Raw genomic sequence first — 13,762 nt, forward strand, 5'->3', positions numbered from 1 at the left:
TTTACAGCTTACACAGTAACGCTCATTTGTTTACTTATTAGCAACCGCATCAGCGCGCATTTTAACGATTTTCTCTGCTCTTTCCTTGTCTACGGCGAAGACATCGTTCCAGCCGAGTCCTTCGACATCGCTCTTCAGCTTGGTCCAGAGCTGGTCGAATTCAGCCTGGTCCTTGGCGAAGATCATTTTCCAGGAGGTGTTCTTGACATAATCTGAAATCTGGCTGCGTTTGTTCTTGACGTCAGAGGAATCGGAGCCAAGACTGGTGTTGATGTTCGGCACGATGTCGATCATGTTGTTCTTTGTATAGTACTCGGTCGGAGTAGTGGCGTCATAGGTCTTCTGCCAATCTGTAGTCAGCGCAGTCTTGTTCGCTTCAATGGTGGATGCCCAGTAGGTGCTGTTATAGAACTCTTTGGTTTCCGGATCGACCACAAAATCACTCATAATCATCGAGTTGACCTTGCTCTGGCCATCCTGGTAACCGCCGCCGCCGTATTCAGCAGGAACCGGGGTATTTTCCTGGAATGCGGTCTGGCCCACTTCGGTCAGCTTGAATTTGCCGTCAGGTGTTTTTTCATAGTTGAAGCCTTCGAAGCCGTTCGTGTAGTAACGCAGACCTTCCGGCGAAGACATCCAGTCCATCAGTTCCATGATTCTTTCCGGTTCTTTCGCTTTGGAGCCGATGGCGAACACTCTGCCGTTCCCGAAGTAAGCATCACTGTTCTGAATCAGGTGGGTATCGCCGATCGGAACGGCTACGTTGCCGTCACCCTGGTTGCCGCGTTCAATCGTATTGTAGAAGCCTCTCTGCCAGGAGTACCACAGGAGCAGCACCTGCTTGTTGGTCAGCTTCTCAGATACCTTGTTCCAGTCCTGGGAAGGGGAGTCGGGGTCGACGAGACCCATTTTGTTAGCGTCATAATAGAACTGCAGAATCTTCTTGTACATGCCGTTGTCGTCCACAACCGGAACGATATCGCCTTTGGCATTCAATTGAATGGTTGTAGTGCCGTTCGGCTGCTCATAGCCATACCAGTTGCTGAGCCAGCGCACATTCTCCATGCTTCCGCCGTCCCAGTCCTTCCACAGCGTAATCGGAACAATCGGCTTGCCGTCCGGAGTTTTCGGATATTTAGCCTGCATGTCCTTCAGGGCGGTCATCAGGTCGTTCAGATTATTCAGCTTCGGCGCGCCAATTCCCTTGTAGTAGTCCCAAGGCATAATCGGGCTGGAGTAAGGCAGCTCTTCCGAAAAGGTGGTTGCTGAAGTGTCGGCGGTGAAGGCCGGGAGGGCATAGATTTTGCCATCCGGATTCTGCTTCTCGAAGGCCACATTGAACGGCTTAAAGTGATTGTCTACATATTGGGACAGATGCTCCGTGTTCTTAATCATGTCGGTTAGATCCATAATCATGCCTGCCGGAATCAGTTCCTCGAGCTGGCTGTTCTCAATAATCAGCAGGTCCCCGAGGTCACCGGAGGCTGATCTAGTCTTGTAAAGCTGGTCGCCCGCTACCTGCGGAGCCAGAATGTTCAGTGTGATATTGAACTTGTCTTTCAGCAGCTTGCCGTACCATCCCGTCTGTTCGCCTTGATAGTTAGCTGCGTTGTCGAATACCGTAATGGTTAGAGGTTTGCTGTGATCGATGCCTTTGCTTGTGCCCGGATCGGATGACTCAGCAGGTGTTCCGGGTTCGGCCGTCCCCGCAGCAGCTCCTCCATTGTTGGAATTACCGCTGCAACCACTTAGCGCCGTTGTTACCAGCAGGATGGTCGTCCCTAGTAAGAGCGCAGACTTTCTGCCCAGCTTAATGTGTGTTTTCATGTGTAGCCCCCCGAATGATTAATGTATCATAATGGCGCAGGTCCGTTAGCCTTTCACGGCGCCAATTATAATTCCTTTGACAAAAAATCTCTGGAAGATCGGATATACCAGCAGAATGGGTGCGACTACGATAATGGTAACTGTCATGCGGATGGAGGTAGAGGTCTGCTTGGTCGCCAGAGTAGCCATCGCCGTTGATCCGGCATTCTGCAGGTTGACCATGGTGGACAAGGAGCTCGCCTGGTTGATGTAGTTATACAGAATGAACTGCAGGCTGTAGAGCTTGCTGTCCGTCACCAGCAGGAGCGTATCCTGGAAGGCATTCCACTGGTTGACCGCCGAGAAAATGGCAACGGTTGCAAGGATCGGCTTGCTGATCGGCAGAATGACTTTGTAGAAAATCGTGAAGATTCCCGCGCCGTCAATGCTGGCCGCCTGCTGCAGCTCCTTCGGTGTTGCCTCGACGAAGGTTTTGACCAGGATAATGAAGAAAGGCGCTACCACGGACGGAAGAATATACGCCAGGAAATTGTCGGTCAGATGCAGGGTTCTCATGGTCAGATACCACGGGATGATCCCGGCATTGAAGAACATCGTGATGATGGTGAAGCGGTACCAGAATTTCTTGCCCCACATGTCCTCTTGCGCAAACATAAATCCCAGGAAGGCGGAGGCGCCGACCGTGAGCAGGGTTCCGATTACCGTTCTGCCCAGCGAAATGACAAAGGCATTGCCGAGGCCGGGTATTTTAAATACATCGACATAGTTCTGGAAATGAATCCCCTTGGGCCAGAAAATAATTTCACCCTTCGCGCTGAGGTCGTTCGCGCTGATTGTATTGATAATGATCGAGTAGAACGGATAAACGCAGATGAAGGCGAACAGGGAGAACAGGATATAGATGATAGTGGAGATGATTTTATCGGTAGCGCTGACCTGCATTTTGACCGTTTTTTTGGTGATATCGATCTCCCGGGTGTTTGGCGTAAGACTGGTCTGGTTGTCACTCATACAATGCCCTCTCCTCTCAGCATTTTGGACAGCCCGTTCACCGAAAAGAGAAGCACCACGCTAATCAGACTCTTCAGCATACTGATGGCAACGGAGACGGAATAACTGCCGCCGCCCATGGCGAGGTTATAGACATATAGATCGAGAACCTGAATAGTGTCCTTGTTAAACGCATTTTGGAACACGAAATATTGCTCCAATCCGTTGTTCAGGAAGCTTGCAATCTGGAGCATCAGCAGGACGAAATAGGTTGGCATCATGCTTGGCAGCACGACATGGCGGATGACCTGCATTCTTGTGGCACCGTCTACGTGAGCCGCTTCATACAGTGACTCGTCAATGCCCATAATGGCGGCGATATACAGGATGGCGGACCAGCCGAGCGTCTTCCAGGTAGCCCAGAACCACATGGTGAGCCAGACATGATCTGAGCTCTGCAGGAACAGCACTGGCTTATCCGACAGTCCCGTCATGTGGAGGAAGCCGTTGACCATCCCTTCACTGGAGAACATGGAGAAGGCCAGGGAGTAGACGAGCACCCAACTGATGAAGTTAGGCAGGGTGGTGACCGTCTGGATGAATTTGCGGAACCGGACAGCCTTGATCTCGGTCAGGAAGATGGCGAAGATCATCGGGAGCCAGGAGAAGAGGATACCCAGTCCGCTGATGCCGAAGGTATTCCAGATAACCTGCATTAACTGGTCGATCTTGACCTGATTTTCGACCAGGGAATGAAACCATTTGAAGCCGACGAACTCAGATTGAGACAATGGGATAGGCGGGGTATAGTCAAAGAATGCGTACACCCATCCATAGAGCGGGTAATACGCAAATACAGCAAGTAAAACCATAAAGGGCGAAATGTACAGGAACTTCCGGAAAGAATTGCTTCTTATGCTCTGGCTGCGCATTGTTTCACTCCTCATTGTATTCTCTTTGTATGATTGCTCTCTGAAGCTAAGCCGGGGCAAGCATTCCCAGGTATCTTGTCCGTCTGTCATCCCCCTTCTTCAGTAAGCAACTTCGGTTTTGATAACGCTTTCATGTATGAAACTATAATAAGTTATCGTCTATCTTCCTACAATGACCGATCCTCACCAATTATTGATCTATTGTCAGGTGAAGGAGGCGCGGATGAGAAGGGAAAGTGCATGGGAGGGGAAGCGAGAGAAGCAGGGGTTGCGGATGCAACGGGAGTATAGGAAGGGGTAAGAACGGAAGACGGGAGGCGAGAGGGCAGATGAGCCGAATGAGGGGCATTAGTGCCCCTGATTTCATCAAATGAGGGTGGATGAGCCGAATGAAGGGTATTAATGCCCCTGATTTCATCAAATATGGGCGGATGAGCCAAATGAGGGGTATTAGTGCACCTGAATTCTTAAATGTAGGCGGATGAGCGGAATTAAGGGCATTAGTGCACCTGAATTCGGAAAAAGTAGGCGGATGAGCGTCGTGAGTGCGTCCTGGAACATAACATTACAGAAACGCACTGGCCGCTCCCTCCAATCCCCCCCCTCAGGCGGTGATGAAGCATTGCTTGCGGTATTCATTGGCGCTGGTTCCCGTGTATTCCCTGAATTTCTTGTAGAACCAGTCGATTTCCGAATATCCGACAGCGTCTGCAATCTCATAGATCTTCATGTCGGTCGTTTCCAGCAGCAGCTTGGCCTTCTCCATCCGCTGGCGCAGGAGGTATTCGTTGAAGGACATCTTCTCCTGCTGCTTAAACTTCTGTCCGAGGTAGGCGCAATTGAAGTTCAGGGAGTCGGAAATCCGCTTGAGTGTAATATTATGATGGAGCTGCTCATCCACGTATTGCTTGATCGTACTGACGATCGGGCACGGGGAGGGCGGCTCTTTTTGAAGGCTGAACTCCGCATAATCCTGATCCGCATAATCCCGCTCAGCAGCAGCCGGTCTGCCAGCCGAAGCCAGCACCCGTCTAACCGCCTCCAGGCTTCCGCCCAGCTCAGCCGGGTTCACCGGATCTGTCAAGTAATCGCTTACATTATAAAGTAAGGCTTGGCGCGCCAACCCGAAATCCCCGCTGCCCCCGAGCAGGATAATCGGAACGGAGCTTCCCTGCCTGATCTGTTCACAGACTCTCATGCCCGGCGTATGGGCGTCCCTGATATTCAGAAGAACCAGTGATATCCCCTCACTGCGGATCAGCCGCAGAATATCGGATGAATAATCAGCATGCGCATGAATGATGAAATTCTTAAGTCTGCTCCCTGCCATATAAGAAGCGATCTCCCGTACCTGACGGTTTCGCTCTACACATAAGATTCTGTACAACCTGAAGACCCCGCTTTCAGAGAGAAGTTAAGCTTCCTTCATTCATTATGTGCAACAGAGCCGGGCGCTACAATGTGCAATTCTTGCACCAGGCTCCATTTGTTTACCTGATCGAAATCCGGCTGCCCGGTGGATAAGGACTTGCGGACCCGACCTATAATTTGACAGGTGAACACCTGAAGTTAGACGGGTTGCTGCCTGAAAATGTAAGCGCTAAACTTTCGAGGTAAGTCATTCATACTTGGGGGGACAGATCATGCGGGCAAAAAAAGTAATGTCAGTATTCATTAGTATGTTGTTATTAGCTGCAACGACGGCATGCGGCGGAGCAGGTAACGGCGGGAATGCCGGAGGGGGAGCGTCAGCCCAGCCGGCGGCGGCTACGGAGGCACCGGCAGCAGAAGCCACAGCGGAAGCTACAGAGGCTGCGGAGCCGAGCAATGCTACACCGGAAAAGGATTTTGATATGGGCGGCAGAACGATTAAGATTGTCTCCTGGTGGGATATGAAGATTCCCGAGGACAATCCTGACAATATCCAGCGCTCGAAGAATCTGAAGGAATTGATGGCGAAGCATAACTTTAAGGTTGAATATGTGGCGCTTGACTTCGGTGAATACCAGAAGAAGGTAGTGGCTTCACTGGTCGCCGGTGAACCGCTTGGTGATATTGTCCGAATGGGCAAGGGATATATGATTCCAGTGTTGACGAAGCAGGATATGTTCTGGCCGGTTGACGAGTACACCAAGAATGAGAATGCCTTCAATCAGCGGATGACTACAGAATTCTCGCAATATGAGGGCCGGGGCTATGGCTTCTCGGAGAATGCGGGCAACCTGATCAGCGGGGTCTTCTATAACCGCACCCTGATGAAGAAGCTGGGCATGAAGCCGCTCCAGGAATATGTGAACGAGGATAACTGGAACTGGGAGACCTTCACCCAAGTCGCCAAAGAAGCGAACAAAGATACAGATAACAACGGAAAACTTGATGTTTGGGGTTTGGCCTCAGGCGGGTTCCTGGAAATGGCACTGGCCTCCAACGAGACCGATCTGACCATTGACGACAAACAGAATCTCGATGATCCCAAGCTGCTGGAAGTCTTCAAGTTCATCGCCAAGCTGGGTGCCGAGAAGGTAGCGCGGCCGACAGAAGGCGGGGACTGGCAGGAACCGGCGCAGTTCTTCCGCCAGGGGAACACGCTGATGTATGCGGGAGCAGATTATGAGGCGAACGGCTTCAAGACGGACATGAAGGATTATGATATCGGCTTTGTTCCTTTTCCAAAAGGACCTAATGCTACCGAGTACCACAGTGTGGAATCCAATGTCCAGTTCCTGACCATCCCGAAGAAGGCCGAGAATCCGGACCAGCTGCTGTATATCTGGGAGAAGCTCAACGATATCGAGTCCATCTACGATTATCCGAAGCAGGCTTCCCTGGAGAGCACGTATGACAACGAGGATGATATCAACAACGCCAAGCTGGTCGAAGGCGGCATGCTGCTCACGAACCATAACACCTTCTCGACCATGCCGTACTACGAGATGATTGACGAGCTGAAGAAGGGAACCTCGGCGTCTACTGTCATTCAGAAGTACAAGGCGAAGGTTCAGGCTTCTGTAGACGCGGTCTACAAAAAATAAACCGATACCCGCATGGAACAACAGTCCCCCGCGGACTGTTGTTCCCATTCTTGCGGCAATTATAAAGCTGGAACTTGAAATATACGAACTTATGATCCATCGCTTAAGGGGAGGAGTACGTTGAATATTCGAATCAGGAACATAGCGATTATATTGGTTGTTGTCCTGCTGGCCGGGACGTTCTGGATATTTAATTCCTCGGGGCAGCCTGTGCATTCCGACTCTCCGGCAGAAGGCAAGTTCACGGCAGCCGTGCAGGATGCCGCAGAAGGCAGCTATGAAGCCTATCTGAAGCAACACAGGGATGCCCCGCGCCCTGACCGGGAGATCCGCATCGAAGGGGAGAGCTATTCCCCCGGCAGCGGAGATGTCTTCGAGGTGAAGCAGCAATTCGAGGGGCTTGACGGAGCAGCAGTTATTACCCCGGAATCGGGAACCATCTCCTGGGAGGTGCCGGTTCCCGAATCCGGGCTGTATAACATCCGGGTTCATTATTATCCGGTGGAAGGTAAAAGCTCGTCGATTGAGCGTTCCTTATCCATCAACCGGCAAGTGCCGTTCAAGGGAGCGGATACCTTGCTCTTCGACCGGGTCTGGGGGAACCGTGAAGAGGTCATTAAGCAGGATGACCGCGGCAACGATCTGCGTCCCAGACAGGTGGAGCAGCCGGTGTGGCAGTCCACGGTCGTTGCGGACAGTGAAGGCTTCTATGAGGAGCCATATGCTTTCTATCTGGAGCAGGGGAACCAGACCCTGTCGCTGACCGCGCTCCGTGAGCCGATGGCCATTGATTATATCGAGCTGTTCCAGGACCGGACAGTGCAGTCTTACGCAGAGGCTAAGCAGCAGTATGAGACGAAGGGCCTTCAGCCGGTAAAAGAGCCTTATATCGAGGTCCAGGCCGAAGCGGCATCCGCCAAATCCTCGCCTACCTTATACCCGTTATCTGACCGCTCCAGCCCGGCAGTGGTTCCTTATGCCGTCTCAAATTTAAGGATCAACACCATCGGCGGGGTGAACTGGAAGCTTCCGGGGCAATGGATCGAATGGGAGATTGAAGTCCCTGAAGAAGGTCTGTACCGGATAGCGCTCAAGGAGAAGCAGAATCAGCTCCGGGGCGTCTATGCCAACCGCAGTCTCACGATTGACGGTGAATATCCGTTCACCGAGATGAAGCAGATCCGCTTCAATTACTCTCCCGGCTGGCAGATGAATGTACTCGGCGGGGAAGAGCCTTATCTGTTCCATCTTACACAAGGGACGCACAAGCTGAGACTGACCGTGACCCTGGGCGATATCGCGCCGCTGGTCCGCACCGTCCAGTCCAGTGTCCTGACCTTGAATGAAATGTACCGTAATATTCTGGCGATTACCTCCAATAACCCTGATAAATTCCGCGACTATCAGCTGGAGAAGCGGATACCGGAGATGACCAAGGTATTCCGGGAGCAGGCGGAGATTATCCGCGGTGTTGGCGAGTATCTGGAGCAGGCCACCGGGGAACGCAGCGACAAGGTATCCGTGCTGTACTCGATGGTCACCCAGCTGGAGGATATGGCTAAGCACCCGGACACGGTAGCGAAACGGCTGGTCTCCTTCAAGACGAATGTCGGCGGACTGGGAACCTGGATACTTAGCGTGCGGGAACAGCCGCTGACGCTGGATTCACTGGTGGTCTCGGCGCCAGACAAGCCGCTTCCGTCCGCGCAGGCTACCTTCTTCCAGAAGCTGAAGCATGAGCTGAGAGCCTACGGCGCCTCGTATACCGAAGACTATGACAGTATCGGTAACGTAGCGAAGAACCAGAAGGCGATTACGGTCTGGATATCGACCGGGCGGGATCAGGCTCAAGTGATGAAGAGTATGATTGACGATACCTTCACGCCGGATACGGGCATCTCCGTGGCGCTAAGGCTGGTACCTCCGAACATTCTGCTGCCGGCAACCCTGGCTGGGGAAGGGCCGGACGTAGCCATGCAGATCGGTGAGGACCTTCCAGTGAACTATGCGATGCGCAAAGCATCGGCCGATCTGTCCCAGTTCGCCGATTTCAAAGAAGTGGCTGACCGCTTCCGCGACAGTGCCCTTACGCCTTATAAGTACAATGGAAGCGTCTACGGGCTGCCTGAGCAGCAGATCTTCCCGATGCTCTTTTACCGGAAGGATATTCTGCAGGAGCTTGGCCTGGAGCCGCCTACTACGTGGGAGGAAGTCTACAATGTGGTCTCTGTTCTGCAGAGACATAATCTGGAGTTCTATCTTCCGCTGGAGGATACGCTGAACAACGCGACGCTGGTGCCCAATGCGGCCTTCACCATGCTGCTCTACCAGAACGGCGGGCAGTTGTATACGGATGACCAGAAGCGAAGCGCACTGAACTCGGAGACCTCCATGAGTGAATTTAACAAGTGGACCCAGTTCTATACCAATTACAAGTTCCCGGTGAAAGTGGACTTTCCGAACCGCTTCCGTACAGGCGAGATCCCGATCGGGATTGCCGATTATACCATCTATAACAGCCTGACGGTAATGGCGCCGGAAATCCGCAATTTGTGGGAATTCACGGTGGTGCCGGGAACGAAGCAGGCGGACGGCACGGTGGACCATAGCGTGGCCAGCCATACAACCGGTGTCATGCTGCTGGAGAATGCCAAGGACAAGGATTCGTCCTGGGAATTCATGAAGTGGTGGACGGACAAGAACACTCAGGTCCAGTACGGCCGGGAAATGGAAGGGCTGATGGGAGCGGCGGCACGTTATCCGACCGCCAACATCGAAGCGCTGGAGGAGCTGCCTTGGCCGGTGAAGGACTACAAGGAGCTGGAGAGCCAGTGGCAATGGGTGAAGGGTAACCCTCAGGTTCCGGGCGGCTACTTCACAGGCCGGCATCTGGACAATGCGTTCCGCAAGGTGGTCAACGGGAAGGTGAATCCGCGTGAAGCCCTGTCGGATTATCTGATCTACATTAACGATGAAATTCAGATCAAACGGAAGGAATTCAAACTTCCGTATTAGGTTGGAGGCTGTAAGCTGATGGTACAAATACACAATACCACTGAACCAGCCTTGCAAGGGCTGGCTGGCGGTCCGCTCAAGGAATCCCGCCTGGCGCAATTATGGAAAGATATCAAGAAGAGCAAGCATTATTATTTCATGATGAGTCCCTATATGATCATCTTCTTCCTGTTCACGGTGATCCCGGTGGTCGTCTCCTTCGGGCTGAGCTTCTTCTATTTCAATATGCTGGAGACGCCGAGATTCATAGGCTGGGAGAACTATTCCAGGCTGCTGCTGGGCGATGATGTGTTCATGATCGCGCTGAAGAACACCTTTCTGTTCGCGGTCATCACAGGCCCGCTGAGCTATATTGCCTGCTTCCTGTTCGCCTGGCTGATCAATGAGCTGTCGCCCTTTGTCCGGTCGCTGATGACACTGGTCTTCTATGCCCCTTCCATCTCGGGCAATGTGTTCTTCATCTGGCTGATCGTCTTCTCGGGGGACAGCTATGGTTATCTCAACGGCTTCCTGATGAAGATCGGGGTGCTGCTGGAGCCGATTCAATGGCTGCAGAATGAGAAGTACATTCTCGCCATTGTCATTATTGTACAGCTCTGGCTGAGTCTCGGCACAAGCTTCCTGGCGTTCATCGCCGGACTTCAGACCGTGGACCAGACGCTGTTCGAAGCAGGAGCGATGGACGGGATCAGGAACCGCTGGCAGGAGCTGTGGTTCATTACGTTGCCGTCCATGCGTCCGCAGCTGATGTTCGGCGCGGTCATGCAGATTACCGCCTCCTTCGCGGTTGCCGAGGTCTCTATTGCGCTTGCGGGCTTCCCGAGCGTCAACTATGCGGGACATACGGTGGTCACGCATCTGATGGATTACGGGACACTGCGCTTTGAGATGGGCTATGCCTCTGCCATTGCAACCATTCTCTTCGCGATTATGCTCGGAACCAATATGATGACTCAGAAGCTGCTCCGAAAGGTGGGTGAATGACCCTGTATTCAAGAGTGATAGGGGCCTTTCGCCCTCAAAAAAGACTGAACCGTTCCTTTGCTGTCAGCTTTATGCTCTTCGGCCTGCTGCTGGGCTTCGGCGCGTTCATGGTTCTTCCGCTGATCTACACGGTGAACAATGCCTTCAAGCCGCTGGATGAGCTGTTCATCTTCCCGCCGAGATTTCTGGTGCGGAACCCGACGCTGGAGAACTTCACCGATCTGATGGTGATCATGGGCAATTCCTGGGTGCCGTTCACCAGATACATTGCGAACACACTGCTGATCACACTGGTAGGAACCGCAGGACATATCCTGCTGGCGTCGGCAGCGGCGTATCCGCTGGCCAAGTTCAAATTCCCGGGCTCAAGCGTTCTGTTCAAGATTGTAGTGCTGTCCCTGATGTTCTCGCCGCATGTTACGGCAATACCGAACTATCTGGTCATGTCACAGCTGGGGTGGATCAATACCCAAGCGGCGATTATCGTGCCGTCACTGGCCTTCTCGCTAGGCTTGTTCCTGATGAAGCAGTTCATGGAGCAGATCCCGGACGCGCTGATTGAGGCGGCCAAAATCGACGGTGCGAATGAGTACCGCGTGTTCTGGCAAATCGTAATGCCGAATGTGAAGCCGGCCTGGCTGACGCTGATGATTCTGCAATTTCCGGCACTGTGGGGCACAGATGGAGGAAGCTTCATCTACAGTGAGAACCTGAAGACGCTTCACTACGCGCTCAGCCAGGTCATCCAGGGAGGAATTGCGCGTGCCGGGGTCGGAGCGGCAGTCGCTCTGCTGCTGATGACCGTGCCGATTCTGTTGTTCATTATTTCACAGAGCAGTGTCATCCAGACGATGGCCACATCCGGTATGAAAGAGTAGAGAGGAGGAACGGTGACAATGGTCGCAAGGATAAAGAAACTGAGAACCGGTCTGCTGGCCTTGTGCTGCCTGGTCAGTCTGGGGCTTGGCGGAGAGCTGGCCCTGGCAGAGAGCGCAGCCCCTTCCTACAATTATTCATACTGGGAGAATGCGGTGGCGGCTCCGTCCGCCTACGAGGCTACTACGCTAATCACGGGTGCCAGCTCCGGTGCGGGCCCATTCAACAATCCGCAGGATATTCAGGTTACGGCGGATAAGCAGATCTATGTTCTGGATAGCGGCAATAACCGGTTTGTAATACTGGATCAGGACTACAAATCCGTCAAGACGGTAGACGCGTTCCAGTTCATGGGGAAGGCGGAGAAGTTCAACAATCCGCAGGGCATCTATGTGACGCAGCAGAAGGAAGTGTATGTCGCAGACACGGGCAATAAGCGTATCGTCCATCTCGATAGCAGCTTCAAGGCTGTGGGGATCATTGAAGCCCCGAAGTCCGAGTTATTGCAGGCGAATTTTGAATTTCAGCCTGTCCGTGTTGCTGTAGACAAGGCGGACCGCATCTATGTGATGTCGGCCGGCGTCTTCGACGGATTCATGGAATTCGGGGCGGATGGTGTGTTCAAATCGTTCATTGGCGCGAACCGGGTGCATGTCGATGCGGTGGAGTATTTCTGGAAATCAATCTCCACTAAGGCGCAGCGCGAGCAGATGGTCATGTATACGCCAACCGAGTTTACGAATCTGGACATTAATGACGAAGGCTTTCTGTACGCTACCAACGGTGACGATTACGGGGACCCGATTAAGAAGCTGAACGCGCAGGGAGCAGATATTCTGCGGAGAGAGGGCTATTACAAGCCCAGCGGTGATCTGCTCTACTCCACGCGCTCGGGCGGTGCCCCGCGGCTCGTGGATATTGATGTGAGCGACAGTGAAATATACGCGGTGCTGGATGCCAGCCGGGGCCGGGTGTTCACGTACAACGGGGACGGCTATCTGCTGTACATTTTCGGCGGAATCGGTAACCGTCTGGGCGAATTCAACACTCCGGTTGCCATTGAGCACAGCGGTGACGATATTCTGGTGCTGGATCAGGCACTGGGTGAAATCACGGTATTCCAGACCACAGAGTACGGAAGAACGCTGAACAGTGCTGTGCGCAGCTACTATAACGGTGATGAGGAGCTGGCCTCCCAGGAGTTCAGCAAGGTCGTCAACTTGAATGCGAATATGGAGTACGCCTATGCGGGCATTGGCAAGGCTTATCTGCGGCAAGGCGAGTACAAGGAGTCGGCGGAGTATTTCGAGCGCAGCATGGACCGGACCAACTACTCCAAAGCGTTCCTGCTCTACCGTAAGGAAGTGCTTCGCGAACATTTCTCCACTATTATGACGGGTCTGATCGTACTGTTAGCTCTATGGCTGGGCCTGAGGATGTACCGGAAAATGAAGGCCAGAAAGAAGGTGGAGCTCCATTGAACAGAGAAGCGCTGCAACATCCGCTGTATGTGATGGTTCATCCGTTCAACGGATACTGGGACCTCAAATATGAACGCAGTCAAAAAACCAGTCTGATCATCTCCTTCGGCATTCTGTTTATGCTGATTCTGACGAATGTTCTGGGCGATCAATACAGCGGGTTCCTGGTAAATATGAATAATCCGAGGTATCTCAACAGCCTGCTGGAAGCGGTCTATGTGCTGGTTCCTGTTCTGTTCTGGTGTGTGGCGAACTGGTCGCTGACCACGCTGATGGACGGGGAGGGGAAGTTCGTGGAGATTTTTATTACCACCTGCTTTGCACTGCTTCCGATAGTGCTGATTAATTTCCCCTGGATCTGGATCAGCAATTTCATCTCGGCCCAGGAGAGCTCTTTTTATTACTTTTTCAAAAACTTTGCCATCCTCTGGTCGGGACTGCTGCTGTATGTGGGCATTATGACCGTTCATCAGTTCTCCCCGTCCAAAACGATCGGGACGATTCTGCTGACGCTGCTCGCTATGGCCTTCATGGCTTTCCTGACCCTGCTGTTCTTCAGTCTGATTCAGCAGATGATTGCATTCGTCTCAACCATATACCAAGAAATTGTCTTGAGGAGATAGGA

10 protein-coding genes are annotated in these 13,762 nt (G+C 52.7%); 6 read left to right on the plus strand and 4 right to left on the minus strand.

Translation table 11 applies throughout. From position 1 onward, the window contains the following. Positions 1–30 precede the first annotated feature (30 nt). The 4 genes from ACFSX3_RS00825 to ACFSX3_RS00840 all read right to left on the minus strand — a co-directional run bounded on the left by ACFSX3_RS00825 (position 31) and on the right by ACFSX3_RS00840 (position 5,136). Entirely contained in the window at positions 31–1,827 is a 1,797-nt protein-coding gene (locus ACFSX3_RS00825; protein ID WP_209992415.1) for a hypothetical protein, read from the minus strand. Between the two features lie 45 nt (positions 1,828–1,872). Continuing rightward, positions 1,873–2,838 carry a carbohydrate ABC transporter permease gene (locus ACFSX3_RS00830; protein WP_209992414.1) on the minus strand — a complete coding sequence of 322 codons (966 nt, stop codon included), beginning with the start codon at positions 2,836–2,838 and terminating at the stop codon, positions 1,873–1,875. Next, on the minus strand, positions 2,835–3,764 hold the full coding sequence (locus ACFSX3_RS00835) for an ABC transporter permease subunit (protein WP_379312506.1): 930 nt from the start codon (positions 3,762–3,764) through the stop codon (positions 2,835–2,837). The genes ACFSX3_RS00830 and ACFSX3_RS00835 overlap by 4 nt, the downstream gene beginning before the upstream one ends. Before the next feature lie 589 nt (positions 3,765–4,353). After that, complete coding sequence (locus ACFSX3_RS00840; RefSeq protein WP_209992413.1) at positions 4,354–5,136, minus strand: helix-turn-helix transcriptional regulator; 783 nt, start codon at positions 5,134–5,136, stop codon at positions 4,354–4,356. Positions 5,137–5,392: 256 nt separating this feature from the next. Here ACFSX3_RS00840 and ACFSX3_RS00845 point away from each other — a divergent pair, with 256 nt between their 5' ends. The 6 genes from ACFSX3_RS00845 to ACFSX3_RS00870 all read left to right on the plus strand — a co-directional run bounded on the left by ACFSX3_RS00845 (position 5,393) and on the right by ACFSX3_RS00870 (position 13,760). Then, entirely contained in the window at positions 5,393–6,781 is a 1,389-nt protein-coding gene (locus ACFSX3_RS00845; protein ID WP_209992412.1) for an ABC transporter substrate-binding protein, read from the plus strand. 120 nt (positions 6,782–6,901) lie between these two features. Beyond that, positions 6,902–9,796: an extracellular solute-binding protein gene (locus ACFSX3_RS00850; protein ID WP_209992411.1), complete on the plus strand. Its 2,895-nt coding sequence runs from the start codon at positions 6,902–6,904 to the stop codon at positions 9,794–9,796. A gap of 18 nt (positions 9,797–9,814) precedes the next feature. Continuing rightward, entirely contained in the window at positions 9,815–10,780 is a 966-nt protein-coding gene (locus ACFSX3_RS00855; RefSeq protein ID WP_209992410.1) for a carbohydrate ABC transporter permease, read from the plus strand. Then, positions 10,777–11,658, plus strand: coding sequence for a carbohydrate ABC transporter permease (locus ACFSX3_RS00860; RefSeq protein WP_209992409.1), 882 nt, complete (start codon positions 10,777–10,779; stop codon positions 11,656–11,658). Before ACFSX3_RS00855 ends, ACFSX3_RS00860 begins: the two co-directional genes overlap by 4 nt. Before the next feature lie 18 nt (positions 11,659–11,676). Then, positions 11,677–13,137 (plus strand): hypothetical protein, encoded by a 1,461-nt coding sequence (locus tag ACFSX3_RS00865; protein WP_209992408.1) that lies wholly within the window; start codon positions 11,677–11,679, stop codon positions 13,135–13,137. After that, entirely contained in the window at positions 13,134–13,760 is a 627-nt protein-coding gene (locus tag ACFSX3_RS00870; protein WP_209992407.1) for a YIP1 family protein, read from the plus strand. The genes ACFSX3_RS00865 and ACFSX3_RS00870 overlap by 4 nt, the downstream gene beginning before the upstream one ends. Positions 13,761–13,762: the final 2 nt, after the last annotated feature.

It is taken from the genome of Paenibacillus rhizoplanae (genome assembly GCF_042684125.1).
Taxonomy (GTDB): Bacteria; Bacillota; Bacilli; order Paenibacillales; family Paenibacillaceae; genus Paenibacillus_AQ; species Paenibacillus_AQ rhizoplanae.

What these genes read in the sequence shown, in the direction of transcription:
- ACFSX3_RS00865 (WP_209992408.1), top strand. Translation starts at nt 11,677, where the DNA reads ATGGTCGCAAGGATAAAGAAACTGAGAACCGGTCTGCTGGCCTTGTGC.
- ACFSX3_RS00830 (WP_209992414.1), bottom strand. Translation starts at nt 2,838, where the DNA reads ATGAGTGACAACCAGACCAGTCTTACGCCAAACACCCGGGAGATCGAT.
- ACFSX3_RS00825 (WP_209992415.1), bottom strand. Translation starts at nt 1,827, where the DNA reads ATGAAAACACACATTAAGCTGGGCAGAAAGTCTGCGCTCTTACTAGGG.
- ACFSX3_RS00855 (WP_209992410.1), top strand. Translation starts at nt 9,815, where the DNA reads ATGGTACAAATACACAATACCACTGAACCAGCCTTGCAAGGGCTGGCT.
- ACFSX3_RS00845 (WP_209992412.1), top strand. Translation starts at nt 5,393, where the DNA reads ATGCGGGCAAAAAAAGTAATGTCAGTATTCATTAGTATGTTGTTATTA.
- ACFSX3_RS00835 (WP_379312506.1), bottom strand. Translation starts at nt 3,764, where the DNA reads ATGAGGAGTGAAACAATGCGCAGCCAGAGCATAAGAAGCAATTCTTTC.
- ACFSX3_RS00860 (WP_209992409.1), top strand. Translation starts at nt 10,777, where the DNA reads ATGACCCTGTATTCAAGAGTGATAGGGGCCTTTCGCCCTCAAAAAAGA.